The sequence below is a fragment of the Streptomyces sp. NPDC048278 genome, assembly GCF_040652195.1.
GTDB lineage: Bacteria > Actinomycetota > Actinomycetes > Streptomycetales > Streptomycetaceae > Streptomyces.
Genome location: NZ_JBEZLP010000007.1, coordinates 85,055 through 108,394, shown reverse-complemented (window position 1 = coordinate 108,394; position 23,340 = coordinate 85,055). Strand labels below are relative to the sequence as shown.

22 protein-coding genes are annotated in these 23,340 nt (G+C 72.4%); 10 read left to right on the top strand and 12 right to left on the bottom strand.

The genetic code is table 11. The features are described from left to right. Positions 1-15: 15 nt before the first annotated feature. Positions 16-2,496: a glycoside hydrolase family 3 N-terminal domain-containing protein gene (locus tag AB0D74_RS15065; protein ID WP_362585389.1), complete on the bottom strand. Its 2,481-nt coding sequence runs from the start codon at positions 2,494-2,496 to the stop codon at positions 16-18. A gap of 509 nt (positions 2,497-3,005) precedes the next feature. Continuing rightward, complete coding sequence (locus tag AB0D74_RS15060) at positions 3,006-3,704, bottom strand: CGNR zinc finger domain-containing protein (RefSeq protein WP_362585386.1); 699 nt, start codon at positions 3,702-3,704, stop codon at positions 3,006-3,008. A 234-nt stretch (positions 3,705-3,938) separates the two neighbouring features. On the opposite strand from AB0D74_RS15060, the gene AB0D74_RS15055 reads away from it, so the two are divergent. Together AB0D74_RS15055 and AB0D74_RS15050 are read left to right on the top strand one after the other, a co-directional pair. Further along, positions 3,939-4,664 (top strand): flavin reductase family protein, encoded by a 726-nt coding sequence (locus AB0D74_RS15055; protein WP_362585383.1) that lies wholly within the window; start codon positions 3,939-3,941, stop codon positions 4,662-4,664. 229 nt (positions 4,665-4,893) lie between these two features. Next, on the top strand, positions 4,894-5,883 hold the full coding sequence (locus tag AB0D74_RS15050) for a hypothetical protein (protein ID WP_362585380.1): 990 nt from the start codon (positions 4,894-4,896) through the stop codon (positions 5,881-5,883). 35 nt (positions 5,884-5,918) lie between these two features. On the opposite strand, the gene AB0D74_RS15045 is transcribed toward AB0D74_RS15050, so the two are convergent. Together AB0D74_RS15045 and AB0D74_RS15040 are read right to left on the bottom strand one after the other, a co-directional pair. Beyond that, complete coding sequence (locus tag AB0D74_RS15045) at positions 5,919-6,596, bottom strand: DUF1707 domain-containing protein (protein WP_362585377.1); 678 nt, start codon at positions 6,594-6,596, stop codon at positions 5,919-5,921. A 174-nt stretch (positions 6,597-6,770) separates the two neighbouring features. Continuing rightward, positions 6,771-8,666 carry a ricin-type beta-trefoil lectin domain protein gene (locus AB0D74_RS15040; RefSeq protein WP_362585374.1) on the bottom strand — a complete coding sequence of 632 codons (1,896 nt, stop codon included), beginning with the start codon at positions 8,664-8,666 and terminating at the stop codon, positions 6,771-6,773. Between the two features lie 413 nt (positions 8,667-9,079). Between AB0D74_RS15040 and galU the strand changes: the two genes are divergently transcribed. Further along, positions 9,080-10,030 (top strand): UTP--glucose-1-phosphate uridylyltransferase GalU, encoded by a 951-nt coding sequence (gene galU / locus AB0D74_RS15035; RefSeq protein WP_362585371.1) that lies wholly within the window; start codon positions 9,080-9,082, stop codon positions 10,028-10,030. A 73-nt stretch (positions 10,031-10,103) separates the two neighbouring features. On the opposite strand, the gene AB0D74_RS15030 is transcribed toward galU, so the two are convergent. Continuing rightward, on the bottom strand, positions 10,104-10,541 hold the full coding sequence (locus AB0D74_RS15030) for a DUF4442 domain-containing protein (protein WP_362586013.1): 438 nt from the start codon (positions 10,539-10,541) through the stop codon (positions 10,104-10,106). A 133-nt stretch (positions 10,542-10,674) separates the two neighbouring features. Here AB0D74_RS15030 and AB0D74_RS15025 point away from each other — a divergent pair, with 133 nt between their 5' ends. Next, positions 10,675-11,685 carry a hypothetical protein gene (locus tag AB0D74_RS15025; protein ID WP_362585369.1) on the top strand — a complete coding sequence of 337 codons (1,011 nt, stop codon included), beginning with the start codon at positions 10,675-10,677 and terminating at the stop codon, positions 11,683-11,685. A 72-nt stretch (positions 11,686-11,757) separates the two neighbouring features. Beyond that, positions 11,758-13,086: an MFS transporter gene (locus AB0D74_RS15020; RefSeq protein WP_362585366.1), complete on the top strand. Its 1,329-nt coding sequence runs from the start codon at positions 11,758-11,760 to the stop codon at positions 13,084-13,086. Here the strand turns inward: AB0D74_RS15020 and AB0D74_RS15015 are convergent. Both AB0D74_RS15015 and tuf read right to left on the bottom strand, forming a co-directional pair. Next, positions 13,048-13,893: a fused MFS/spermidine synthase gene (locus AB0D74_RS15015; RefSeq protein ID WP_362585364.1), complete on the bottom strand. Its 846-nt coding sequence runs from the start codon at positions 13,891-13,893 to the stop codon at positions 13,048-13,050. The two genes, AB0D74_RS15020 and AB0D74_RS15015, sit on opposite strands and share 39 nt — an antisense overlap. A gap of 137 nt (positions 13,894-14,030) precedes the next feature. After that, positions 14,031-15,200 carry an elongation factor Tu gene (gene tuf / locus AB0D74_RS15010; RefSeq protein WP_362585362.1) on the bottom strand — a complete coding sequence of 390 codons (1,170 nt, stop codon included), beginning with the start codon at positions 15,198-15,200 and terminating at the stop codon, positions 14,031-14,033. Positions 15,201-15,514: 314 nt separating this feature from the next. On the opposite strand from tuf, the gene AB0D74_RS15005 reads away from it, so the two are divergent. After that, the gene (locus AB0D74_RS15005; RefSeq protein ID WP_362585359.1) at positions 15,515-16,279 is read left to right on the top strand and encodes a TVP38/TMEM64 family protein; all 765 of its coding nucleotides are present in this window, start codon (positions 15,515-15,517) and stop codon (positions 16,277-16,279) included. A 105-nt stretch (positions 16,280-16,384) separates the two neighbouring features. Here the strand turns inward: AB0D74_RS15005 and AB0D74_RS15000 are convergent, their stop codons facing one another. Continuing rightward, positions 16,385-17,557: a thiolase family protein gene (locus AB0D74_RS15000; protein ID WP_362585356.1), complete on the bottom strand. Its 1,173-nt coding sequence runs from the start codon at positions 17,555-17,557 to the stop codon at positions 16,385-16,387. Positions 17,558-17,660: 103 nt separating this feature from the next. Between AB0D74_RS15000 and AB0D74_RS14995 the strand changes: the two genes are divergently transcribed. Beyond that, entirely contained in the window at positions 17,661-18,131 is a 471-nt protein-coding gene (locus AB0D74_RS14995; RefSeq protein WP_362585353.1) for a helix-turn-helix domain-containing protein, read from the top strand. Positions 18,132-18,178: 47 nt separating this feature from the next. Here AB0D74_RS14995 and AB0D74_RS14990 read toward each other — a convergent pair whose 3' ends face one another. Together AB0D74_RS14990 and AB0D74_RS14985 are read right to left on the bottom strand one after the other, a co-directional pair. Further along, positions 18,179-19,108: a PmoA family protein gene (locus AB0D74_RS14990; protein WP_362585350.1), complete on the bottom strand. Its 930-nt coding sequence runs from the start codon at positions 19,106-19,108 to the stop codon at positions 18,179-18,181. Next, complete coding sequence (locus AB0D74_RS14985) at positions 19,105-19,263, bottom strand: hypothetical protein (RefSeq protein ID WP_362585347.1); 159 nt, start codon at positions 19,261-19,263, stop codon at positions 19,105-19,107. The genes AB0D74_RS14990 and AB0D74_RS14985 overlap by 4 nt, the downstream gene beginning before the upstream one ends. A gap of 332 nt (positions 19,264-19,595) precedes the next feature. Here AB0D74_RS14985 and AB0D74_RS14980 point away from each other — a divergent pair, with 332 nt between their 5' ends. After that, complete coding sequence (locus AB0D74_RS14980; RefSeq protein WP_362585344.1) at positions 19,596-20,471, top strand: undecaprenyl-diphosphate phosphatase; 876 nt, start codon at positions 19,596-19,598, stop codon at positions 20,469-20,471. 229 nt (positions 20,472-20,700) lie between these two features. On the opposite strand, the gene AB0D74_RS14975 is transcribed toward AB0D74_RS14980, so the two are convergent. Together AB0D74_RS14975 and AB0D74_RS14970 are read right to left on the bottom strand one after the other, a co-directional pair. Continuing rightward, the gene (locus AB0D74_RS14975) at positions 20,701-21,096 is read right to left on the bottom strand and encodes a DUF4440 domain-containing protein (protein ID WP_362585341.1); all 396 of its coding nucleotides are present in this window, start codon (positions 21,094-21,096) and stop codon (positions 20,701-20,703) included. 53 nt (positions 21,097-21,149) lie between these two features. Then, positions 21,150-21,857 carry an alpha/beta fold hydrolase gene (locus tag AB0D74_RS14970; RefSeq protein WP_362585338.1) on the bottom strand — a complete coding sequence of 236 codons (708 nt, stop codon included), beginning with the start codon at positions 21,855-21,857 and terminating at the stop codon, positions 21,150-21,152. A 133-nt stretch (positions 21,858-21,990) separates the two neighbouring features. Here AB0D74_RS14970 and AB0D74_RS14965 point away from each other — a divergent pair, with 133 nt between their 5' ends. After that, entirely contained in the window at positions 21,991-22,815 is an 825-nt protein-coding gene (locus AB0D74_RS14965; protein WP_362585335.1) for a helix-turn-helix transcriptional regulator, read from the top strand. A gap of 336 nt (positions 22,816-23,151) precedes the next feature. Beyond that, positions 23,152-23,331, top strand: coding sequence for a hypothetical protein (locus tag AB0D74_RS14960; protein WP_362585333.1), 180 nt, complete (start codon positions 23,152-23,154; stop codon positions 23,329-23,331). The last annotated feature ends 9 nt before the right edge of the window (positions 23,332-23,340 follow it).

Below are 23,340 nucleotides of genomic sequence, written 5' to 3'. Positions count from 1 at the left end.
TTCATTGACATGAATTCAGCGGTGGCCGCCGCCCACCCGGGCACCGGTGCGCAGCTTCAGGTCACCCGCCGAGGCGCCGACCCAGACGGTCCGCCGCCCGGTGCCGAGCGTCCACCGGTGGTGCCGGGCGTCCCAGGACGACAGGGTGCGCGCGGCGACCCGCACGGTCACCCGCCGCCGCTCCCCGGCCCGCAGCGCCAGTCGCCGGTAGCCGCCCAACACCCGTACCGCCTGGTCGAGTCGGAGGTCAGGAGAGGGCCCGACGTACACCTGCGGCACCGATATCCCGGCCCGGCGCCCGGTGTTGCGCACGGTGAACGTGACCTCCAGTGCGCCACGCGTCCACCGCGCCTCCGGGTCGGAGTAGGCGAAGGAGGTGTACGACAGCCCGTGCCCGAAGGGGAACAGGGGCCGCACGCCCTGCGCGTCGTACCACCGGTACCCGGCGTGGATGCCCTCCGAGTACTCCTCTACACCGTCGGCGCCGGGGTAGCGGCGCGGGTCGTCGGCGACCGGGTGGTGGTCGTCGTCGGCCGGGAAGGACTGGGTGAGACGCCCGCCCGGGTCGCTGTCGCCGAAGAGGACGGCGGCGGTGGCGGTGGCGCCCTCCTGGCCGGGGTAGTACATCTGGAGGACGGCCCCGGTCCCCGTCAGCCACGGCATCGACGTGCACGACGAGGTGTTGAGGACGACGGTGGTGCGGGGGTTGGCCGCCGTCACCGCGCGGATCAGCTGCTCCTGGTGGCCGGGCAGCGCGACGGTGGCGCGGTCCAGGCCCTCGGTGGCGTCCTCGTAGGCGAACAGCACGACATGGCGGGCCGCCCGGGCCGCGCCGACCGCGTCGACGACGTCCTGGGCGCGGGTCGCGCCGGTGATGCGGCGCAGCCGGAACAGCAGACCCGAGTCGCCGCCCTCCGCGCTGATCTGCAACGTGTGGGCGCCGCGCGCGAGCCGGAGTTCCTTGCGGCGGACGCCCAGGCCGTCGGGGGCCGCGGCGACCAGGCCGCCGGAGAAGTACTCGCCGTATCCGGCGGCGAGCGGGAAGAGCTCCTCGCCGTCGAGCAGGACCTTGGGGCGGGCGGTGGCCGCGGAGGAGAAGTGGAGCACGAAGGTCCAGTCGTCCTCCTCGGCGACGGTGAGCGTGCCGTCGTACGCCCAGGTCTTCCCGGCGCCCACCTGCTGTCCCTCGCTGGTGAAGCCGGGGCTGAGGGCACCGGCGGGCAGCGCCTTGCCGAACAGGTCCTCGCCGAGGGCATAGGTGACCGGGCCGCGGGTCCGGGCCCTGATGGCGTCGAGGGGGCTGTCGGCGTGGTCGGGGACGACATGAGCGCTGCCGCCGCCGCTGACGAAGGGCAGCGAGCCGGTCGGTCCGATCACCGCGATGCCGCCGCCGTCCAGGGGCAGGGTGCCGCGCTCGTTGCGCAGCAGGGTCGCGCCGGCCTTGGCGACCGCCAGGGCCACGGCGGCGCCCGCCGCGGCGTCACGGGCGGGGCGCGGCGGGGCGCTGCCGTCGAGCAGGCCGAAGCGGTCCATCACCGCGAGGATCCGCCGTACCGCCCGGTCGACGTACCGCTCGGCCACACTGCCGTTCCGGACCGCCGACTTGAGGGCCGCCCCGAAGTACGTGCCGTCGGGCATCTCCATGTCGAGGCCGGCGGTGATCGCGGCGACGGTGCTGTGGGCGGCGAACCAGTCGGTCATCACCCAGCCCGCGAAACCCCACTGGTCGCGCAGGACATCGGTGAGCAGCGCCTTGTTCTCGCAGGCGAAAGTGCCGTTGACCTTGTTGTAGGCGCCCATGACCGCGCCGGTGCCGGCCTCCACCGCCGCCTCGAAGCCGCGCAGTTCGAGTTCGTGCATGGTCTGTTCACCGGCGTGCACGTCGATCGAGTTGCGGTCCTGCTCCTGGTTGTTGAGCGCGAAGTGCTTGACGGTCGCGATCAGGCCCTCGCCCTGGATGCCCCGGATCTCGGCGGCGACCAGGTCGGAGGCGAGCAGCGGATCCTCGCTGAACGTCTCGAAGTTGCGGCCCGCGTACGGGGTGCGGATGAGGTTGACCATCGGGGAGAGCAGCACGTCCTGGCCGAGGGCGCGGCCCTCGCGGCCGATCACCTGCCCGTAGCGGCGGGCCAGTTCGGGGTCGAAGGCGGAGGCGAGCAGTACCGGGGCGGGCAGTGCGGTGGCGTGTGCGGTGATACGGACACCGGCCGGGCCGTCGGCGAGCCTGAGGGGCGGGATGTTCAGCCGCGGGACGCCGGGCACGTAGCCGGCCTGGCCGAGCGAGCCGGGGTCGTCGGCACCGTGCAGCAGGGAGATCTTCTCGTCCAGCGTGAGTCTGGCGAGCAGCCCCTCGACGCGGGGGCCGGCTCCGGCATCGGGTCTGTCCGCCGCCGCGGCGGACGTGAGCGGGGCGAGTCCGCCGGTGGCCGCGGCGGCCACCGCGACGGCACCGGCCGTGAGGCGCAGGGCGGATCGGCGGGAGACGGTTTCGGACATGAGCCGTCACTCCTTCGGTGTGCGGGCACGACGATGTGGACCGCGAAGACGCCTACGGCAGACCCGGAGCGCGTTCGGCCTGTGAACACACCAACCGCCACAGAGCCTTGACGAGCCGTCAGTCTCACCACCGGCGCGTCGGAAACGTAGATCGAGTGGTGACTCGTGTCAACGATCTGAACAAGAAAAGGACCGACCACCGACAAGAACCGAAAGCGGGGGCCCAGCCACCCACAGGGTCCGGGACGGTCAGCCGCTGGCCGGCAGGGGCGGCCGTACGCCGGGATTGAGCGTCCGCACGCCGAAAAAAGTCGGCCGACCGCCGCCGGGATGGCCAGCCGTACGCGTACGCCGGCGCCGACGCTGGGAGGAGCGACGCACGCCGGAAAAGTCGGCCGACCGCCGGGATCGTCAACCGTACGCCGGAAGAAGCGACCGTACGCCGGAAAAGTCGACGTTCGCCGGGATGAACAGCTGTGCGTCGGAGAAGTCGACGTCCGCCGGGATCGTCAGCCGTCCAGCGGGAGAGTCGAGCGCCCGCCAGGAGGGGAAGCCGCTTGGCGGGACAGTTGGCCGCCTGCCGGGGCGGGCCTCGGCGTTCGTCTGGGCTGGGTGGTGCCCGACCGTTTGCGGGCGCGGTAGTTGCGGAGGTTGGCCGCGTTGCCGCAGACGTGGACGTCGTGCCAGACGCCGCTGTTGTTGCGGGAGCGGTCGTAGAAGGCGGTCAGGCAGCGCGGGTTGCGGCAGGACTTCAGGCGGCGCAGCGTGTCGGTGCACTGTGCCTGGTAGACCTCGGCCAGGGCGAGGGACGCCACCTGTCGCCAGCCCGTGCCCCGGGGCTCGGCGTGGACGACCCCGTGCTCGTCGAGCCGTAGCGCCGCGGGCAGGGTCAGCACGGAAGCCGCCGGGCCCGGCTCCGTCACCGGGTCCCCGTGCCGGGCGTCAAGGCTCCGGACCAGGTCCGCACGGAAGTCGCGCAGCCCCTGGACATCCTCGGCCGCCAGCTCGATTCCGGGTGCGGGCCGGTGGGTCACGCCGCTCCAGCTCCGCAACGCCTGGTCGAGCCAGGCACGGGCGGCCTCGGCGGACTCCAGCAGGTCCGGCTTGCGCTGCTTGCCGGCGGACAGCGTGTTCAGCAGGTCCTGCACGAAGGCCAGCCCGCCCGGGGCGGGCTCCAGGCCGTACCGGGCGGTGGCGGTCCAGAACATCGGCGAGTCTCTTTCGGTGAACGGCGGCTGCGGACACATGTACCAGCCCCGGGACAGCAGGCTTTCAACATACTCAACACATGTACACCTATGCCATTCACTGGCAGCACCACACCCACCACATTCCGTGATCGAGGCCGGTGTCACATCAAATCGACATACCCAATGGGCATACACCTCTGTTGGATGGGTGTTACATCCGACGGCAGGTTGGTTTTCGATGGAGGCCAGAAGATGATCATTGACGCTGCGGAACTGGACGCCGCCCACGCGTACAAACTGCTGATCGGGAGCATCATTCCGCGGCCGGTCGCCTGGGTCAGCACGGTGTCGGCCGAGGGAGTGGCCAACCTCGCGCCCATCTCGTTCTTCACCGCGGTCGGCAGGAAGCCGCCCATGGTCTCGCTCACGCTGCAACCCCAGGCGGACGGCGTCACGCTCAAGGACACCTTCGTCAACATCCGCGACACCGGAGAGTTCGTCACCAACCTGGTGACGCTGCCGCAGGCGGACGCCATGCATGATTCGGCGTTCGGGTTCGACGCGGAGGTGGACGAGTTCGAGGCGCTCGGCCTGGACAAGGAGCCGTCCGACGTGGTCCGCGCTCCCCGGGTCGGGGAGGCACCGATCTCCTTCGAGTGTGTCGTCGACCGGATCATCCCCGTCGGCGACGAGAAGGTCGACCACGTGGTGTGGGGCCGGGTCGTGCGCTTCCACATCCGGGACGACCTCTACCTGGACCGGGGCCGGATCGACACCGCCGCCCTGCCCGCCGTGGGACGTCTCGCCGCCGAGTACACGCTGGTCGAGAACGTGTTCACCACGCCCCTGGACAAGGAACTCCTGGCGGCACGGCGCGGCCGGCGGATGCGGCGCCTGGACGACCGGCCCACCGACTGGTCCCCGATCGACACCGAGGAATGGTCGCCCTCAGGCGCCACGACCGGCCCGGGTAAGTGAGCCCGCCGACCGAGGACCGCTGACCACCCCGGGTCCCGGGCCCCACCCCGGCCACCCTGCACGGCCACCCCGCACGGCCCCATCGCACGACCCCGCCGCCGTCGACCCACCCCCAGTCATGGAGAAACCCGGAGTGCACCCCGAGTCCCCCGAGTCCCCCCAGTCCCCTCAATCCCACCCGCCCCGTACGTCTCATCCACCCCAGCACAAGCGTCGCCGTCGCGTACGGGTGTGGCTGCAGCCGTTCCTGATCGGTCTCGTCATCGTCTCGGCGTTCGTCAGCTGCTACATCGGGCTCATGCGCGATCCCCAGCCGCACCGGATCCCCGTGGCGGTCACGAGTGCCAAGCTGGCGGACCAGGTCCAGCAGGCGCTGGGCGACTCGCTCGACGTACGGCACGCCCCCTCGGCCGCCGAGGCACGCGACGCGCTGCGCCACCGCGATGTCGTGGCCGTGCTCGAAAGCCGCCCGCACGGCAAGGACCTCGAACTCGACGTGGCGAGCGCGAACGGCCTGTCGACGACCACCGCGGTCACCAAGCTCGCCACCGCCTACGCGCACGGCGCCGACCGGCACCTCGGCGTCTCCGACATCGTGCCGCTCGCCCGGTACGACGCCCGCGGCCTCGCCGGGTTCTACGTCTCCTTCGGGGTGACCCTCTCCGGCTTCGCCCTCGCCCAGAACGTCGTGGGACTCAGCGGCCTGCTGAAGCTGCGGCACCGCTTCGCCCTGCTGGCCGCGTTCGCCGCGGCGTCCGGCCTGGTCGCGGCTGCCCTCGCCGGCCCTGTCCTGGGAGCCGTCCCCGCGCCGTATCTTCCCCTCGCCTTCATCCTGGCCCTGCTGGCCGCCGCCGCGGCCTTCACCACGAAAATGCTGGCCACCTACGTCGGCCCCCTGGGCATCCCCCTCGCCACCCTGTTGCTGCTGACCGTCGGAAACTCCACCAGCGGCGCGACCATCGGCACCAACCTGATGCCGAGCGGCGCCCGGGCCCTGTCGGAGCTGCTGCCGCCCGGCGCCGCCGTCCGCGCCATCGCCGACCTCAGCTACTTCCGGGGCTCCCACGTCCTCGCCCCGCTGGCGACACTCGTCCTGTGGGCGGCGGGTTCCGCGGTCCTGCTGGCCTTCCGCACCCACGCGCGGAACCCGGCGCCGCCCTCAACACCCTCGCCGCCCCCGACGGTCTCGCCGATCCCGTCCGCGGGCGCGCCGTCGTAGCGAACCGTCTGGACGCGCCCCGCGACCGGCACCCCTCAGGCGCCCTCGGGACGGAAGGCGGGCCTGCGCAGCAGCCACTGCCCGAAGGTCCGTCGCGGGGGCCGCACCACCACGCGACCGTGGGCCTTCTGGCCGACCAGTTCCACGCGCAGGGCGGGCGGCGCCGCCGGACTCGTGGGCGGCTGACGGTACTTGACCTTGGTGTGCACCAGGTGCAGGCCGTCGGTGTCGACCACGATGCCCGGCCGCGTGATCAGCGTCAGCGCCTTCCCCGTCATCGCCACGTCGATCCGCAGGGTGTCGTGCGTGATCACGGCATCCGTGAAGTCGAGCGTCACCGCGCAGTACGTCACGGCGAGTTCCATCCGGCGCGGTACCACCCAGCGTCCCGCCCGCTCGACCGCACCGCTGTGGACCTGTTCGATCCGGACCACGTCCTTGACTTCCGCCCCGAGCGCCCCGAGCGCCCCGAGCGCCCCGACCGAAGCCGAGACGGGCGGCAAGTCGGCGGTGAGCGTGGCCAGTTCGCTCAGCGTCCGGGCCGACAGGGCGACTTCCAGGCGCTCGTCCAACTCGTCCGCGGTCAACAGGCCGTCCCCTGCCGCGATACGCAGCACGTCCACCACCCGGTCCCGGTCGGCGTGCGAGGCCCGCAGCTCGGGCGGCGAGGCGGGGCCGGTCTGCTTCCCGGTGGGCGAGATCTCTCCCGGCATGGTTCCGTCCTGGTCCTGTCGAAACGGGCCCGCACGACGCGGGCAGCGGCGCGCACAGCAGACTAACGCCCTATCGCGACACCGGTCCCGGCTCGGTCAAGCCGCGTGCGGCGGCGGGCAACAGGCAGTCGGCAGCCGGAACGGCCGACGCATCCGACGCGACCGGCACCGACCTCAGCCGAGCAGTCCGCCCACTCCACCCATTCCACCCATTCCACCCGCTCCACGCACCCCGCTCACGATGTCCGGAACGGCGTCCACGAGGTCCGTCACGGTCGTCGGTACCGAGTCCAGGACGTCGCCGACCACCGCGTCGGCCGATCCCGCGACCTGGCTCTCGGACTCCTCGGGCTCGGTCGGTGTGACGGCGACCGGAGGCTGCCGGTCCCCGGCCCGTGCGACCCGTGTGCCGTACGGCTCCCCCGGTTCGCCGGACTGCTCGTGCGGGACGGGCGGGGGCGCGGGGATCCCCGTCGGTCCGGTCTTCCGGGGCCCGGACGGTGCGGGGGGCGTGGCGCCCGGCGTCCCGGGCTGCACCGGCGCACCGCCGTTCCCGGGGTCCAGTGCCCACTGCTGCCGGACGGCTCCGTTCCGCACGGCCACGACCACCCGTGTGCCGTCCGCGGCCAGCGCGAGGTCCTTGTCCCAGCGGAGCAGGAGCTCGCCGCGCACCGTCAGGTCGTACGACACCTCCCCCGCGTGCACCAGGCAGCCGGAGACCACGACCCGGCGCGCACCGGGGTCCGCGGCGAGGCAGAGGGTGGGGTCGAACGCGCTGCGCAGCATGCCGTCGTCCTGGTACGACCACTGCTGGGACCCGGCGTCCGAGCACGGGCCGAGCCGCAGTTCCGCCCCGCTCCGCACCCGGCCGCCGCGCACGTCGACGCAGCGCCCGGCGTCGAGGCTGCGCAGCCTGCCGTGGGCGATCTCGACGGGCTCGCCCACGGAGGCCGGGGACGGGGAGCCCGAAGAGGGCGGGTCGGCGGCGGGGCCGGACCCGGTGGTGGTGCCGCCGACGGGGGCTCCCCAGGTGGTGGAGCCGGGATGCGGGACGCCCTTGTCGTCGGACCAGCCCTTGGCCACGAGCACGGTCGCGAGGAGTGCCAGGGAGACCAGGCCGGCACCGGCCAGCACTGCCTTGCGCCGTCCGCTCCCGGTCACGATGCGGTGCCGTCCGCCGGGCACCGCCGCCGTGCTCGCGGTGTCGGCTCCGGCCTGCCAGGCCTCCGCCGTCCCGCCGGGTCCGGGCCGCGAGTCGAGATAGCGGCGGGCGCCCCAGCCCAGCACGGTCTCGGCGAGCAGCACCTCGAGGCCGCCGTCGAAATGGCTGAGTTGTTCGGCGGCGTGCCGGCAGTACCGGCAGTCGGTGAGATGCCGTTGCACATCCGGGAGCAGAGCGCCGCCCCGGCGAATGGGGACGTCGAGGAGCCGGTTGTAGAAGCGGCATTCCTTCGAGGGCGCGAGTTCCCGATGGGTGCGTACCAATCCGGTCCTGAATTGTTCGCGGGCCTGGTCGAGGGCGGCCGTCGCGGTAGCGGTGTCGACACCCAGCAGACCAGCGGGTATGTTTATGGGTTCGGCTTCGACCTCGGTGTGCCAGAGGAGACATTGCGAGGCTCCCGGAAGAGCCTGGAAAGCACGCTCGGCGAGTTGCCGCCTTTCGGGGGTGCCGGGTTTCGCGGCGCTCAGTCCGCGCCCCCCGGTGGTCTTGCGCAGTTCCGGTGCGACCACCGAAATGGCTTCGTCGGCGGCCCACGCGCGGACGGTCTCCCGAACCGCCACGAGGAGCTGTGGCCGCAGGGCGCCGCCGACCGCGCCGCCGGCCAGCCGGCCGAGGACCCGCTCGAAGGCCGCGCTGGCGACGAGTTGGGCGGTGGGGGTCGCGGCGGCGAGGCAGACCACGGCGTAGTCGCAGGTGGCGCGCCAGTGCCGGGCCAGCAGCAGGGCGACGGCGTGATGCCTGGCCGTGGGACTTCCGGTGAGCTGGGCGATGAGATTGCGGTCGGACTCCCCAGGGGTCGAACCGGGGCGAGGCGGGTAAGGCGGGCGTGGGGGGTAGGGGGAGTGCACTGGACCATTTCCTTCCGAGCCGCAGGACGGCATGCGAAATGGCGCCCTGAGGAATGCAGTGCTGATTGGTGCGTACCTTTTGGGGTCAGTAACGGTCGGCATGGTGGCCGTACCGTTCTGTGGACCCTCCCGCGGGGTGGCTCACCTTTGCACACCGGCCTCACAGGAAACAAGAAGTTGAGGTGACCGAAGTTCAAAGAAGCGGGAATTCAGATAAGTTACCGCCGGTATCCGCATCCGGCCGGGATTCAGCGGTCGCACAGGTTCAACTTGTGTGCGGTACGGAGCCGATGGCACACGAAATCTTCAACTTCCGGACGGCCGGGGTCACCCCTGACGGAACGCCGGGTTCCACAGCCGCCTCCCACGTTTCTCCCGGCCCCCTCTCATCCGGGTGGGCCAGCATGTGCCGCATGATCGCCCCCCACTCCTCCCCCGCCCCCTCGTCCCCCCGGCCGGTCCGCAAGGCCGTGGTCCCGGCCGCCGGGCTCGGCACCCGGTTCCTGCCCGCCACCAAGGCGACGCCGAAGGAGATGCTGCCGGTCGTCGACAAGCCGGCCATCCAGTACGTCGTCGAGGAGGCCGCCAAGGCCGGGCTCGACGACATCCTCATGGTCACCGGCCGGCACAAGCGGGCCATCGAGGACCACTTCGACAACGCCTTCGAGCTGGAGCAGGCGCTGGCCGCCAAGGGCGACACCGTGCGCCTGGACGCCGTGCGCGATCCCGCGCGGCTCGCCGACATCCACCACATCCGCCAGGGCGACCCGCTCGGCCTCGGACACGCGGTGCTGTGCGCGAAGCACCACGTGGGCGACCAGCCCTTCGCGGTGCTCCTCGGCGACGACCTGATCGACGCCCGCGAGACCCTGCTCAGCCGGATGCTGGACGTCCGCGACCGCCGCCGGGGCAGTGTCGTCGCGCTCATGGAGGTCGACCCGTCCCAGGTGCACCTCTACGGCTGTGCCGCCGTCGAGCCGACCGGCGAGGACGGTGTGGTCCGGGTGACCGGACTGGTGGAGAAGCCGTCTCCGGAGAACGCGCCCAGCAACTACGCGGTCATCGGCCGCTACGTCCTGGACCCCGAGGTGTTCGACGTCCTGGAGCGGACCGCGCCCGGCCGCGGCGGCGAGATCCAGCTGACGGACGCGTTGCAGGACCTGGCCGCGGCCGGCACGGTCCACGGGGTGGTCTTCGACGGGCTGCGCTACGACACCGGGGACAAGGCCGACTACCTGCGCACGGTGGTCCGGCTCGCCTGCGAACGTCCGGACCTGGGGCCGGAGTTCACGGCCTGGCTCAAGGAGTTCGTGGCGGGCCTGGAGGAAGCGGGGGCCGGGCGCGAGGAGAGCCGCGCCGCCTGAGCGGCCCCTACACCGGACGGGGTGAGGATCCTGCGATCCTCACCCCGTCCGGCATGTGACGACGAAGTCCCGCTCAGCCGTTGGGCCGCAGCGTCCAGACAACGGTCATCTCACCGGTGACCGCGCCGTCCTCGCGCGAGAGGGCGACGGCGACCGGGAACTCGGGGCGCCTGCCCTCGTCGAGTTCGGCGACGACGTCGGCGATCGGGCGGCCCAGCGTCGCGGTGGCCTTGACCGGGCCGAGAGCGACCTTCTTGTAGGCGATCTCGGCGCTGACGGCGAGCGGCACGGCGCGGGAGAGCTGGTCACCGAAGGCGGCGAGCACGATCGCGCCGCTCGCGGACTCGGCGAGGGTGAACATCGCGCCCGCGTGCGGGCCGCCGATGTGGTTGTGGAAGTCGCCCTGGTCCGGCAGGGACAGCACGGCCCGCTCCGGAGTGATCTCCAGGTACTCCAGGTTGAGGGTCCGCACCATCGGGACCGTGGCGGCGAGCATCTCGCCGATCGACATCTGGTCAGCGCTCATGGCGAATATGTTACTAACGAGTAGCAGAATCTGACCAGAGCGGTGCGGTGACCCTCGTCACCGGGAAGACGACGGCCCCCGCCCTGAACCGGACCGGCCGGCACTAGGGTTACGAGCCATGTGGCCAGAACAGCAGCCGCCAGGGGGCGAGCAGTACCCGCAGAGCAACCCGTATCAGCAACCGGGTTACCAGCAGCCGAATCCGTATCAGCAGCCCGGCTACCAGCAGTATCCGCAGCAGGGCGGGTACGGGCAGCAGCCGCAGTGGGGCCCGCCCGGGCCCGCCGGGGCTCCGCAGCCACCGCAGGGCGGGGGCGGGGGCGGCGACCGCACGAAGCTGGTCGCGATCATCGCGGCGACGGCCGTCGTGGTGGCGGCCGGGGTGACCGGGTTCCTGGTCCTCGGCAACAAGAAGGACGACAAGGCGGACACCGGCAAGAGCCGGCAGGTGAGCCACGCGCCCACCGGCACCGCCTCCGTCTCGGCCTCCGCGTCGGCGGACGACGACCCGCGCGGCGGCGAGGAGACCGAGAAGCCGACGGTCGCGGGCTGGAAGACCGTCGTGAACCCCAAGTGGGGCACGGCCTTCGACGTACCCGCCGACTGGGAGGTCCTCACCCCGGGGACGTCGATCGGCTTCGAGGACAAGGAGGGCAAGCCGATCATCACGATGTCGGCGCCCGCCCAGTACAAGTCGAAGTGGTGCACGAGCGACGACGACAAGGACGGCAGGACCGAGGACACGGCCCTGGCCGGGGTGGGCACCAAGGGCGAGAGCGGCGCGAAGACGCCCGGCGACGCGGCCGTCAAGGAGGTCCCCTGGTGGGTCTACGGCGGATACACGTATCCGGACAAGAAGACCATCAGCTACGACCAGAAGGCCACCGCCTACACCACCGCCTCCGGCCTCAAGGGCGCCTACGCCTGGGCGCGTTCGACGGACTCCCCCGCCAAGGGCAAGTGCGCGACCGACGGCAAGGCGATCACCTTCGGCTTCGAGAACTCGGCCGGCGACCTGGTCTCGTGGGACTTCTACGGCGCCAAGGGCGTGAACGGAGAGGTCCCGACCGCGACGATCATGAAGATCCTCAGCACGGTCCGGCTGCACGGCACCCCGACCGGAGGCTGACCTGCACGGCCGGGGACGGAATGCCCGGGAATCGGGTTGGCAGCGTGGCCTCCCGGCGGGGATAGTCGGTCGGTGACCTCCGCCTCCGACTCCCCCGGTACCCCGGGTGCCCCCGGCACCGCCTCCCGCCTGCGCAGACCCGCCTGGGCGGGCCGCAACTACAGCCTGCTGACCGCGGCGACGATCGTGACGAGCCTCGGCGCCAACGGCTCCCTGATCGCCGCCGCGTTCGCGGTGCTGGACGCGGGCGGCGACGCCGGGGACGTCGGTCTCGTGGCCGCCGCCCGCACCTTCCCGCTGGTGCTGTTCCTGCTCGTCGGCGGCGCCGTGGCGGACCGGTTCCCCCGCCACCGCGTGATGGTCGCGGCGAACGCCCTCAACTTCCTCTCCCAGGGCGCCTTCGCCGTCCTCGTGCTCAGCGGCGACCCCCGGCTGTGGCAGATGATGCTGCTCACCGCGCTGGGCGGCACCGGCCAGGCATTCTTCAGCCCGGCGGCGGAGGGCATGCTGCTGTCCTCGGTGAGCGGCGAGCAGGCGGGCCGTGCGTTCGCCGTGTTCCGGATGGCGATGCAGAGCGCCGCTCTCGGCGGCGCGGCCCTCGGCGGCGCGCTGGTGGCGGCGGTGGGCCCCGGCTGGGTGCTGGCGGTGGACGCGGTGGCGTTCGCGGTCGCCGGTGCGCTGCGCTCGTTCCTCGACGTCGGTCACATCCCGCCACGCGCCCCGGGCGACGGGATGCTGGCCGATCTCCGGGACGGCTGGCGGGAGTTCACGGGCCGCCCCTGGCTGTGGGGGATCGTCGTGCAGTTCTCGATCGCGAACGCGGTGGTGGGGGCCGCCGACGCGGTCTACGGCCCGCTGGTCGCCCGCGACAGCCTGGGCGGAGCGGGCCCCTGGGGCCTGGCACTGGCCGCGTTCGGCGCGGGCACGGTGGCCGGCGCCCTCCTGATGACCCGCTGGAAACCCCGCCGGCTCCTGTTCGTCGGCACCCTCTGCATCTTCCCGCTCGCGCTCCCCTCCGCGGCGCTCGCGGTGCCCGCCCCCGTGGGCGTGCTCTGCGTGGTGATGTTCGTGGCGGGCGCGACGGTCGAGGTCTTCGGCGTCTCCTGGATGACCGCGCTGCACCAGGAGATCCCCGAGGAGAAGCTCTCCCGGGTCTCGGCGTACGACTGGTTCGGCTCCGTCTCCCTGCTGCCCCTGGCGATGGCGCTGGCGGGCCCCGCCGAACAGGTCCTCGGCCGGGGCCCGGCCCTGTGGGGCTGTGCGGGCCTCGTCGTCGCCGTCACGGCCGCGGTGCTCCTGGTCCCGGACGTCCGCGACCTCACCCGCCGCACGGTCCCGGTCACCGCACAGCCGTCGGCCGCCTCACCCGATCCCGAACGCTCCGCCGGGGGGCTCGGGTGACGGTACGGCGTCCGCGTCCCCGACCGGCCGGGCCGCGCCGACGAACTCCCGCAGCGCGGCCCCGTGTTCGACCCGCGCCGGAAAGGCGTCGGCGGCCGTACGACGGGCCAGCGCGCCGGCGTCGATCGGCCGGTGCGAGGCGATGAGCACCGCGTTCCCGAACCGCCGCCCACGCAGCACACCGGGCTCGGCGATGAGCGCCAGCTCCTCGAAGACGGCGGCGAACGTGGCGAGTTGGGAGCGGAGGAAGCCGAAGGGGGCGGAGTCCGCGAGGTTCGCGAGGTAGACCCCGTCGCCCCGCAGGACCCGCTCGGCCTCCCGTGCGTACCCCAGCGAGGTCAGGTGCGCGGGGATCCGGGACCCGCCGAAGACGTCCGCGACCAGCACGTCCGCCAAATCCGCGGGCGCCGCCTCCAGCCAGCCGCGCGCGTCGGCGGCGTGCACCGCGATGCCGGCCCGCTCCGGCAGCGGCAGATGCTCGGTGACCAGCTCCAGCAGCTCCCGGTCGGCGTCCACGACGTGCTGCCGGGACCCGGGCCGGGTCGCCGCCACATAGCGGGGAAGCGTGCAGGCACCCCCGCCGAGATGCAGCACGTCCAGCGGCTCCCCGGCCTCCGCCACGGCGTCCAGCGCGTACCCGAGCCGCCGGGCGTACTCGAATTCGAGATGCGTCGGCTCGTCGAGATCCACGTACGACTGCGGCGCCCCGTCGACGGTCAGCAACCAGGCCCGCTCCCGGTCGACGTCCGGCATCAGCTTGGCGGTGCCGTGGGCGGTGACCCGGACGACGGGTATGGCTTCGTTCACCCTTCCATTGTGCGTTGCGCATGCCCGCAAAGAGGCGCGGGGCCCTTTCGCCGGCGGCCACCAGGGCACCCCGAAAGGGGCGCGGGGAACTGCGCGACCGGCCCGCACCGGCCCGCAGTCCCCCACACACCGCAACCTCACTCCACGGAGGTCACGGTCCCCGCCCCCACGGTCCGGCCGCCCTCACGGATGGCGAACCCCAGCCCCGCCTCCAGCGGCACGTCCCGCCCCAGCTCCACGGTCATCTCCACTGTGTCCCCGGGCCGGGCGACCGCCGTCTCACCGAGGTCGACGTCCCCCACCACATCCGCCGTACGGATGTAGAACTGCGGCCGGTACCCCGTCGAGACGGGAGTCGTACGACCCCCTTCGCGCCCCGACAGGACGTAGACCCGCGCCGAGAACCGCCGGGCCGGCACCACACTCCCCGGCGCCGCCACCACATGCCCCCGCCGCACCGCGTCCCGGGGCACGCCCCGCAACAGCAGCGCCACGTTGTCCCCGGCCTGCGCCTCGTCCATCGGCTTGCCGAAGGTCTCCAGGCCGGTGACGACGGTCTCGACGTCCGCGCCGAGCACCTCGATCCGGTCCCCCACCCGCACGGTGCCCCGCTCGACCGCACCGGTCACGACGGTCCCGCGCCCGGTGATGGTGAGCACGTTCTCCACCGGCAGCAGGAACGGCGCGTCCAGGTACCGCTCCGGCATCGGCACGTAGGTGTCGATCGCGTCGAGCAGCGCCTCGATCGACGCCGTCCACCGCGGGTCGCCCTCCAGGGCCTTGAGCCCGGAGACCCGTACCACGGGCACGGAGTCACCGCCGTACCCCTGCGCGGTGAGCAGCTCCCGGACCTCCAGCTCCACGAGGTCGGTGAGCTCCTCGTCACCCGCGTCGGCCTTGTTGAGCGCGACCACGATGTGGTCGACACCCACCTGCCGGGCGAGCAGCACGTGTTCGGCGGTCTGCGGCATGATCCCGTCGAGCGCGGAGACGACGAGGATCGCGCCGTCCAGCTGCGCGGCCCCGGTGACCATGTTCTTGACGTAGTCGGCATGACCCGGCATGTCCACATGGGCGTAGTGCCGGGTGTCGGTCTCGTACTCGACGTGCGCGATGTTGATGGTGATGCCGCGGAGCGCCTCCTCGGGGGCCCGGTCGATGCGGTCGAACGGCACGAACGTGCCGGTGCCGCGCTCGGCGAGGACCTTGGTGATGGCGGCCGTCAGGGTGGTCTTGCCGTGGTCGACGTGGCCCATCGTGCCGATGTTGAGATGCGGTTTGGTGCGGACGTATGCCGTCTTGGGCATGGCTGTACCTCGAAGCTTGTCCGAAGGAAGAGCGGGGACCCCGAGGAACCGGCCGACCCTCCCCCTGCGGGGTCCGCCGGACTTTCCGGGGAGGGTCAGCTTCGGGCGCCGTCGACAGCGGCCGTGAGAACGGGAACGGCAGCCTTCGGCGCATCCGCGACTGCGGATGCTGCGACGAGGAAGGCGAACCGGAACATGACACAGATCATGTCCGACGCGTCGCCCCACGTCGAACGGTTTTCCGCGGCGCCGATTTCACCCAAGGGACGGGAACCATACGGCGATCACACATCCGCTTCGGTTAGTGTCACCGAATGCTCGATGCCAACCGCTCTGGCACCGCCACGGCCTCTCCCCGGGCCGCCGCCAAGGAGCTGACCATCGCCATGCCGACCCCTCTGAGCTTCGGCGCACGCTGCACCCGCGTGCTGCTGTCGCCGTGGTCCCGGCTGTCCCTGCTCGTCGCGCTCCTGGCGGCGGCCGGGTCGTCGGTCCTGCTCTTCGAGCCGCAGAAGCTGATGACGCAGGGCTGGCCGCCACACGTGGCGGGCACCACCGCGGTGGTGGTCTTCGCCGTGGCATACGGCCTGATCACGGTGGCGTTCGTGCCCCGCCCGATCCTGAACCTGGCGGCCGGCGCGCTGTTCGGTTCGGCCCTGGGCATGGGCGCGGCCATGGCCGGCACCGTGCTCGGGGCGTGGCTCTCCTTCGCGCTCGGCCGGATGCTCGGCCAGGAGGCCCTGCGCCCGCTGCTGCGCGGCCGGCTGCTCAAGGCGGCGGACAACCAGTTCAGCAAGCACGGCTTCCGTTCGATGCTGGCGGTACGCCTGTTCCCCGGCGTCCCGTTCTGGGCCGCGAACTACGCCGCCGCCGTCTCCCGCATGCGCTGCACCCCGTTCCTGGTGGCCACGGCCCTGGGCTCCATCCCGAACGTCGCCGCCTACGTGGTCGCAGGCGCCCGCGCCTCGACCCCGACGTCCCCGGTCTTCCTGATCTCGGTGGCGGCCATCGTCATCCCGGCGGTGGCGGGCGCAGTGGTCGCCTGGCGCAAGCGCCACCATCTACGCCCCAAGCGCTAGCGCCCGCACCCGCGCCCCGCAAGGGGCGCGGGGAACTGCGCGCCCAGCCCCCACCGCGCGGTCAGCCGCCCAACGCCCCCACCCGGCACCCCATTGGGCGCAGCCCTACCGAACCGCCTCCAGAATCATCGCGTTGGCCAACCCGCCCGCCTCACACATCGTCTGAAGGCCAAAGCGAGCGCCGCGTTCCCGCATCGCATGCACCAGCGTCGTCGTCAGCCGCGTCCCGCTCGCCCCCAGCGGATGCCCCAGCGCGATCGCCCCGCCGTGCACGTTCACCTTGGCGAGATCCGCCCCGGTCTCCTGCCGCCAGGCCAGCACCACGCTGGAGAACGCCTCGTTCACCTCGAACAGGTCGATGTCCTCGATGCCGAGCCCGGCCCGCCGCAGCACCTTCTCCGTCGCCGGGATCACGCCGGTCAGCATGAGCAACGGGTCGGAGCCGGTCACGGCGAACTCGTGCAGCCGGGCCAGTGGCCGCAACCCGAGCCTCGCCGCGGTCTCACCGGAGGTGATGAGCACCGCGGACGCCCCGTCGTTGACCGGGCTCGCGTTGCCCGCGGTGACGTTCCACTCGATCTGCGGGAACCGCTCGGCGAACCCGGGGTCGTAGTAGGCGGGCTTGAGTCCGGCGAGGACCTCCGCGGTGGTGCCGGGCCGTACGGACTCGTCCCGGCTCACCCCCTCCAGCGGAGCGACCTGCGCGTCGAACAGCCCCGCCTCCCACGCTGCCGCCGCCTTCCGGTGCGAGGAGACCGCGAAGGCGTCCATCTCCGCCCGCGAGATCGACCACTTCGCGGCGATGAGCTCGGCGCTGATGCCCTGCGGGACCAGGCCCTCCGGGTAGCGCGCGGCGACTCCGGGCCCGAAGGGGTCCTTGCCGGCCGGCACGTTGGACCACATCGGCACCCGGCTCATCGACTCGACGCCGCAGGCGATCACGATGTCGTAGGCCCCGGACATGACGCCCTGGGCGGCGAAGTGCACGGCCTGCTGAGAGGAGCCGCACTGGCGGTCCACGGTGGTCGCCGGGACCGTCTCGGGGAAGCCCGCGGACAGGAGGGCGTACCGGGTGGTGTTCATGGCCTGCTCGCCGACCTGGTCGACGGTGCCGCCGATCACGTCGTCGACGAGGGCGGGGTCGACGCCGGAGCGCTCGACGAGGGTGCGCAGGGTGTGGGCGAGGAGTTCGACGGGGTGGACGTGCGCGAGCGACCCGTTCGGCTTGCCCTTCCCGACGGGGGTGCGTACGGCTTCGACGATGACTGCGTCACGCATCTCGGGGACCTCGATTGCCAGTCTCGATTACCGGTGAGTAGGAAATCCGAACCCACCATAACTCCGAGGGTTGGAAAATCCAACCCTCTACTAGACTGACCCCATGGCCGACCCCAAGGACCCCCGCCCATGCTCGATCGCCGACGCCCTGGCGCTGGTCGGCGAGAAGTACTCCCTGCTGGTCCTGCGGGAGGTGTGTCTGGGCAACGGCCGCTTCGACCGGCTGGTGCGCAACATCGGCGCCCCGCGCGACATCCTGGCCACCCGGCTGCGCCGGCTCGTCGACGCCGGGATCCTCACCAAGCGCGTCTACAGCGAACGGCCGCAGCGCTTCGAGTACCGGGCCACCCAGGCGGGCCTCGAACTGGAGCCGGTCCTGATGACCCTGATGGCCTGGGGCGACCGCCATCTCCACCCGGACGGCGAGCGCCCCATGGTGATCGAGCACAGCTGCGGGAAGACGCTCGCCGCGCTCGTCGTCTGCGAGGCCTGCGGCGACCCGGTGCGGCACGAGGACCTCAAGGCCCACCCGCAGGCACCGGGCTGGACGGTCGACGGACCGGAAGCCGCCTGACGGACGGAGGCGTCAGCAGCGCCCCGCCGGCCTGCGCCGCCCGCCGCTCACCACGGATGCGCCCCCAGGTACCCGGCGATCTCCGCGCGCTCCCAGGCGCCGTCGGCGACGACGACCCGGTAGCGGCGCCGGAGGGTGTCGCCGGGGGCCAGTTCCAGCTCGTCGTGGAAGGCCCAGGAGGGGGCGATGCCGGCGAACGGCTCGTTGCGTACGAACCAGTGCGCGGGGTGGCTGCCGCGGGTGCCCAAGTGGTCGTTCTCCGGGGCGTGTTCGAAGACGACGGTGGCATGGCCGTCGGCGCCGTCGTGCTCGCCGGACAGGGCCAGCCAGGGGGACTGGGAGCCCATGGCCTCCGGACCCTCACCCTCGGGGCCGACGATCCGGCCGTCCCGGAAGGCGCGCGGGCCGCGCCAGAACAGGCCGGTGTAGCCCGCCTGTTCACGCCCGGCCGTGGTCGGGCTGCCGAACAGCAGCGGTTCGCTGCGGCGGTTGGTGATCTCACTGGTCCAGGTCAGCGCCCAGGAACGCGCCCCGGGGTCCACGTCATGGACCTCGATGCGGCGCCGCTCCTCCGCCCACAGCGTCCCGTCGTACGGATGCCAGGTCAGCCGCTCCGCGACGACCAGCCGGCCGTCGGTCGAGGACAGTTCGTCGAAGCCGGTGTGCCGCATCGAGCCGACGCGCTCCGGGATGGCCAGGTAACCCCGGCCGTGCACATAGGAGTTGCCGCCCCACAGGTTCGCGCCCGACAGGTGGGAGGCGGTCAGGGAGAGGCCCTTGTGCCAACGGTGGTCGTTGGGCCGGTAGTCGGTGACCACGTCCCCGGCGAGGGTACGGATCGGGTGCAGATAGGGCCGCGGCGCCTCCCAGGCCGTCTCCGGCCGGTAGACGTACGAGAACAGCTGCACCCCGGTGACCGGCTCGGTCACCGTGATCCGGTCGCCGTGGGTGTGCGTGATCCGCAGCTCGCCGCTCACGCGGACACCTCCTCGCGCACGGCCGGCACCCAGCCCGTGGCCGGCCGGGCGAGGGCGGGCGGACGGAAGCCGCGCCCGATGGCGCCGGCGCCGCCGGCGGCGGGCCGGATGCGGCGGCCGACGAAGGGGGCCGCGGAGCGGGGGGAGCGGGGCATGGACGTGATCAGCACTCCTCGGGCGTGTACCGGCGATGGGCGAACTCCCGCCCGAGGTGCGCCGTAGCCGCACCCCGATGTGCGGAGCAAGCGCTTTCCCCTGCTGAAACGTAAGCGGCGGCACCTTGACCGGTCAACACCCCGTGGTCTCCCGGCCGCCTGCCGAACCCCTGTGTCCTCCTTGTCACCCCGGCCCGATACGCTGCGGTGGGACGCGCATGATCACGTGCCCGTGTGCTCGCGCGCGGTTGCGTGAGCGCGTGTTTCCCGCACGACCACGTGAGCCCGCGCGACCGCCCGCCCCTTCCTCACCCCTGGGACGCCGTACCTTCATGTCTTGGTTTGAATCGCTGGTCCTCGGCCTCGTCCAGGGACTGACCGAGTTCCTGCCCGTCTCCTCCAGCGCGCACCTGCGGCTGACCGCGGCCTTCTCCGGCTGGAAGGATCCGGGGGCCGCCTTCACGGCGATCACCCAGATCGGCACGGAGACCGCGGTGCTGATCTACTTCCGCAAGGACATCGGGCGGATCCTCTCGGCCTGGTTCCGGTCGCTGTCCGACAAGGCGATGCGGCGCAACCACGACGCCCAGATGGGCTGGCTGGTGATCGTCGGCTCGATCCCGATCGGTCTGCTGGGCGTGACCCTGAAGGACCAGATCGAGGGTCCGTTCCGCGACCTGCGCATCACCGCGACCATGCTCATCGTCGTGGGCGTCGTCATCGGCATCGCGGACCGGCTCGCCGCCCGCGACGAGACGGGCGGCCGGCACCGGGCACCGAAGCAGCGCAAGACGCTCGAGAACCTGAGCGTGAAGGACGGCCTGATCTACGGCCTCTGCCAGGCCTGCGCCCTGATCCCCGGCGTCTCCCGCTCCGGCGCCACCATCAGCGGTGGCCTGTTCATGGGCTACCGGCGCGAGGCGGCGGCCCGCTACTCCTTCCTGCTCGCCATCCCGGCCGTGCTGGCCTCCGGCGCCTTCGAGGTCAAGGACTCGGTGAGCGAGGGCCACGTGGCCTGGGGCCCGACCCTGTTCGCGACGGTGATCGCGTTCGTGTCGGGGTACGCGGTGATCGCATGGTTCATGAAGTGGATCTCCAACAAGAGCTTCATGCCGTTCGTCTGGTACCGCATCGCCCTCGGCATCGTGATCATCGCCCTGGTCTCGGCAGACGTACTGAGCCCGCACGCGGCGGAGTCGGCGAGCTAGACGCTCCGCGGACGACCCCGAACAACGCCGCTCCGCCCACGGCAGCGCCCCGAAAGGGGCGCGGGGAACCGCGCGACCAGCCACAACGGCGCCGCAGAGGACCGACAACCCGACACCCAGCCGATCCCGGCCACTTGGCAGCGCCCCGAAAGGGGCGCGGGGAACTGCGCGACCAGCCACGGCGGCGGCGCGGTGGGCCGGCAGGCCGGTGCGGTGCCTTCGGCCGTGCTCAGTCGCCGTCGGCGGCCAGGGTGCCCTGGTGGTAGTACATGCGCCAGCCCGTCTCCGTGAGGCGCCACAGGGAGCTGCGCCAGGCTCGGCGGCCCTGGTTGTCGGCGAAGTAGGTCAGGTGGACGAGGCCCGGGGCCAGGACGGTCCCGGACATCTCGGTGACCTGGACCGGTGACTCCGGGGACACCGATCCGCCGCTGGTCACCGTGAGGATGGACGTCGCGTCCCAGCGGCGGCCGGAGACGCCGACCTCGGTGAAGGCCGGGTCGAGCAGCTCCAGGACGAGGTCCGGGCGGGCCCGCACCTCGGGATCGAGGAGCCGCAGCTCCGCGTCGACCGCGGCCTGTACCGCCCGCCGGTTCTCGTCCGCCGCACGCTCGTCGTCGTCCGTCATGCGCCGACCCTACGGACAACCCGCTGCCGGGCCCAGCGGATATCCGCCGGGGATCAGCCCAGCTTGAGCAGGAGGCCGACGAGTTCGGCCGGCATCGTGATCATGCAGTCGTGGCCGGTGGGCAGTTCCCACACCTGCTCACCGGCGGGGACCGGTCGGCGGACGATGCCCTCCGGGACGTTCGCCGCGCAGTGGATGTGGGTCCGCGGGATCGCGCCCACGGCGGGATCGTCCAGGCGCACCGGCTGCTGGAGGGTGCGCACCGCCTGGTCGGAGAGCATGCCGCGCAGCCACGCCACGTCCGCCGCCTCGGTCACCCCGAACAGGCCGAAGGGCGGCGGCAGTTCGGGCAGCGGCGGGACCCGCCAGCCGCTCTCGGAGGCGAGGGCCCGGTCGATCAGGCCGCGGGTCGCGGGCTGGACGTCGGCCGCGGACTCGCCGTGCTCCGGGACCATCGCGTCGAGGTAGACCAGGTGCCCGATGCGGTCGGGCACCTCGTTGGCCGCGGCCGAGACGACCAGCCCCGCGTAGCTGTGCCCGACGAGGACGACGTCGGTGAGGCCCTCGTCCCTGATCAGCCCGACGACGTCGGCCACGTGGGTGTCGAGACCGACGTCCGGTCCGAGCCGCCGGGCCTTCTCGCCATGACCGGTCAGGGAGGGTGCGTACACCCGGTGTCCCGCCGCCGCCAGCAGGGGGACCACCCGCTCCCAGCACTCCCCGCTGTGCCAGGCACCGTGCACCAGCAGATACGTCGACATGATCGTGCTCCTCGGCTTGCTCGTCGTTGTCGTCGTCCACGCTGGCGGCACGGCCGCGGACGGGGCAGCGCCCTGGTGATCCTGGGGGTGACAGGGCCAGGCACGGGCGAGGTGGCCGCGTTACGGTGGCGGGATGACCGCCGAACCGAACCCGCTGGGCGCTTACGTGCGGGCCCGCCGCGAGCTGGTCACGCCGGAGCAGGTCGGCATCCCCGTGCAGGGCGTCCGGCGGGTGCCGGGGCTGCGCCGGGAGGAGGTCGCGATGCTGGCCGGCATCAGCGCCGACTACTACCTGCGCCTGGAACAGGGCCGCGACCGCAACCCCTCCGTGCAGGTCCTGGAGTCCCTCGCGCGCGTGCTGCGGCTCGACGAGGACGCGACGGCGTATCTGCTCCGGCTCGGTGCCGACCGGCCCCGCAGGCGCCGGCGCCGGGCCCGGCAGGAGACCGTCCCGCCGGGCGTCGCCCAGCTCGTCGCCGCTCTGCCGCTGCCCGCGATGGTCGAGGGCAGGTACTTCGACGTCCTCGCCGTCAACGCCCTCGCGACCGCGCTGTCACCGCGCTTCTCGGTCGGCGCCAACCGGCTGCGGGACATCTTCCTCGACCCCGCCGAGCAGGCCCTCCACCCCGGCTGGGAGGAGGCCGGTGCCGGCATGGTGGCCGGCTTCCGCAGCTCCGTCGGGACCGACACGGACGACCCGCGCGTCATCGAGCTCGTCGGCGAACTCTCCCTCGCCAGCCCGCACTTCAGCCGCCTCTGGGCCCGGCACGACGTGGCGTCCTGCGACGGCGCGGCCAAGGTCGTGGACCACCCCCAGGTCGGCCGGCTACGGCTGAACCGGGAGCGGCTGGCCGTCAGCGGGGCGGCGGGGCAGACCCTCGTCGTCTACCACCCGGACCCGGGAAGCGGCAGCGCCGAGAAGCTCGCCCTGCTCGCCTCGGCGCTGCCGACCGGGTGACGGCGGCGGGACGACGGCGGGACGGGGGGACGGCGGGAGGACGGCGGCGGGACGGTGGGAGAACGGCGTGGGAACGGCGCGGCGACGACAGCCGGGCGCCGCATCTCGGCCAACCCCCGACTCCCTTTGTTTTCCGGGGGTTTGGGGCCGCCGCACCCGCTCCGGCGAGGACGAAGTGCTGCCCAGGGGCGCACCGCCCGGCCGGAGCCGGGGCGCGCCGCCCGGCAAATGCCAAGGCGTGGCCACCCGCCCGCCGTATCGCCCGTGACCAACCCCATACGGTCTGCGTAGTGGCCTGGTAGCGCACGGTCAGTTCTTGCCCCTACGCTGTTTCTCATGTCCCCCGATTCCCGAACCCCTGGTTCCGTGCGGTCTGCTGCCGAGGTCAACGAGCACATCCGGGCGCTGTGGCTGCGTGCGGGCGGAACGCTGTCGGCTCAGGAGCGGGCGGAGTACGAGCTGCTGGTGGTCGAGTGGGCCGCGGCGATCCGCGAGCAGATCATCGAGGCGGCCTGACCGGCCCCG

Coding starts and splice junctions, on each gene's coding strand:
- AB0D74_RS15065 (WP_362585389.1), bottom strand. CDS start 2,496: ATGTCCGAAACCGTCTCCCGCCGATCCGCCCTGCGCCTCACGGCCGGT.
- AB0D74_RS15060 (WP_362585386.1), bottom strand. CDS start 3,704: ATGTTCTGGACCGCCACCGCCCGGTACGGCCTGGAGCCCGCCCCGGGC.
- AB0D74_RS15055 (WP_362585383.1), top strand. CDS start 3,939: ATGATCATTGACGCTGCGGAACTGGACGCCGCCCACGCGTACAAACTG.
- AB0D74_RS15045 (WP_362585377.1), bottom strand. CDS start 6,596: ATGCCGGGAGAGATCTCGCCCACCGGGAAGCAGACCGGCCCCGCCTCG.
- galU (WP_362585371.1), top strand. CDS start 9,080: ATGATCGCCCCCCACTCCTCCCCCGCCCCCTCGTCCCCCCGGCCGGTC.
- AB0D74_RS15030 (WP_362586013.1), bottom strand. CDS start 10,541: ATGTCGATCGGCGAGATGCTCGCCGCCACGGTCCCGATGGTGCGGACC.
- AB0D74_RS15025 (WP_362585369.1), top strand. CDS start 10,675: ATGTGGCCAGAACAGCAGCCGCCAGGGGGCGAGCAGTACCCGCAGAGC.
- tuf (WP_362585362.1), bottom strand. CDS start 15,200: ATGCCCAAGACGGCATACGTCCGCACCAAACCGCATCTCAACATCGGC.
- AB0D74_RS15005 (WP_362585359.1), top strand. CDS start 15,515: ATGCTCGATGCCAACCGCTCTGGCACCGCCACGGCCTCTCCCCGGGCC.
- AB0D74_RS15000 (WP_362585356.1), bottom strand. CDS start 17,557: ATGCGTGACGCAGTCATCGTCGAAGCCGTACGCACCCCCGTCGGGAAG.
- AB0D74_RS14995 (WP_362585353.1), top strand. CDS start 17,661: ATGGCCGACCCCAAGGACCCCCGCCCATGCTCGATCGCCGACGCCCTG.
- AB0D74_RS14985 (WP_362585347.1), bottom strand. CDS start 19,263: ATGCCCCGCTCCCCCCGCTCCGCGGCCCCCTTCGTCGGCCGCCGCATC.
- AB0D74_RS14980 (WP_362585344.1), top strand. CDS start 19,596: ATGTCTTGGTTTGAATCGCTGGTCCTCGGCCTCGTCCAGGGACTGACC.
- AB0D74_RS14975 (WP_362585341.1), bottom strand. CDS start 21,096: ATGACGGACGACGACGAGCGTGCGGCGGACGAGAACCGGCGGGCGGTA.
- AB0D74_RS14970 (WP_362585338.1), bottom strand. CDS start 21,857: ATGTCGACGTATCTGCTGGTGCACGGTGCCTGGCACAGCGGGGAGTGC.
- AB0D74_RS14965 (WP_362585335.1), top strand. CDS start 21,991: ATGACCGCCGAACCGAACCCGCTGGGCGCTTACGTGCGGGCCCGCCGC.
- AB0D74_RS14960 (WP_362585333.1), top strand. CDS start 23,152: ATGTCCCCCGATTCCCGAACCCCTGGTTCCGTGCGGTCTGCTGCCGAG.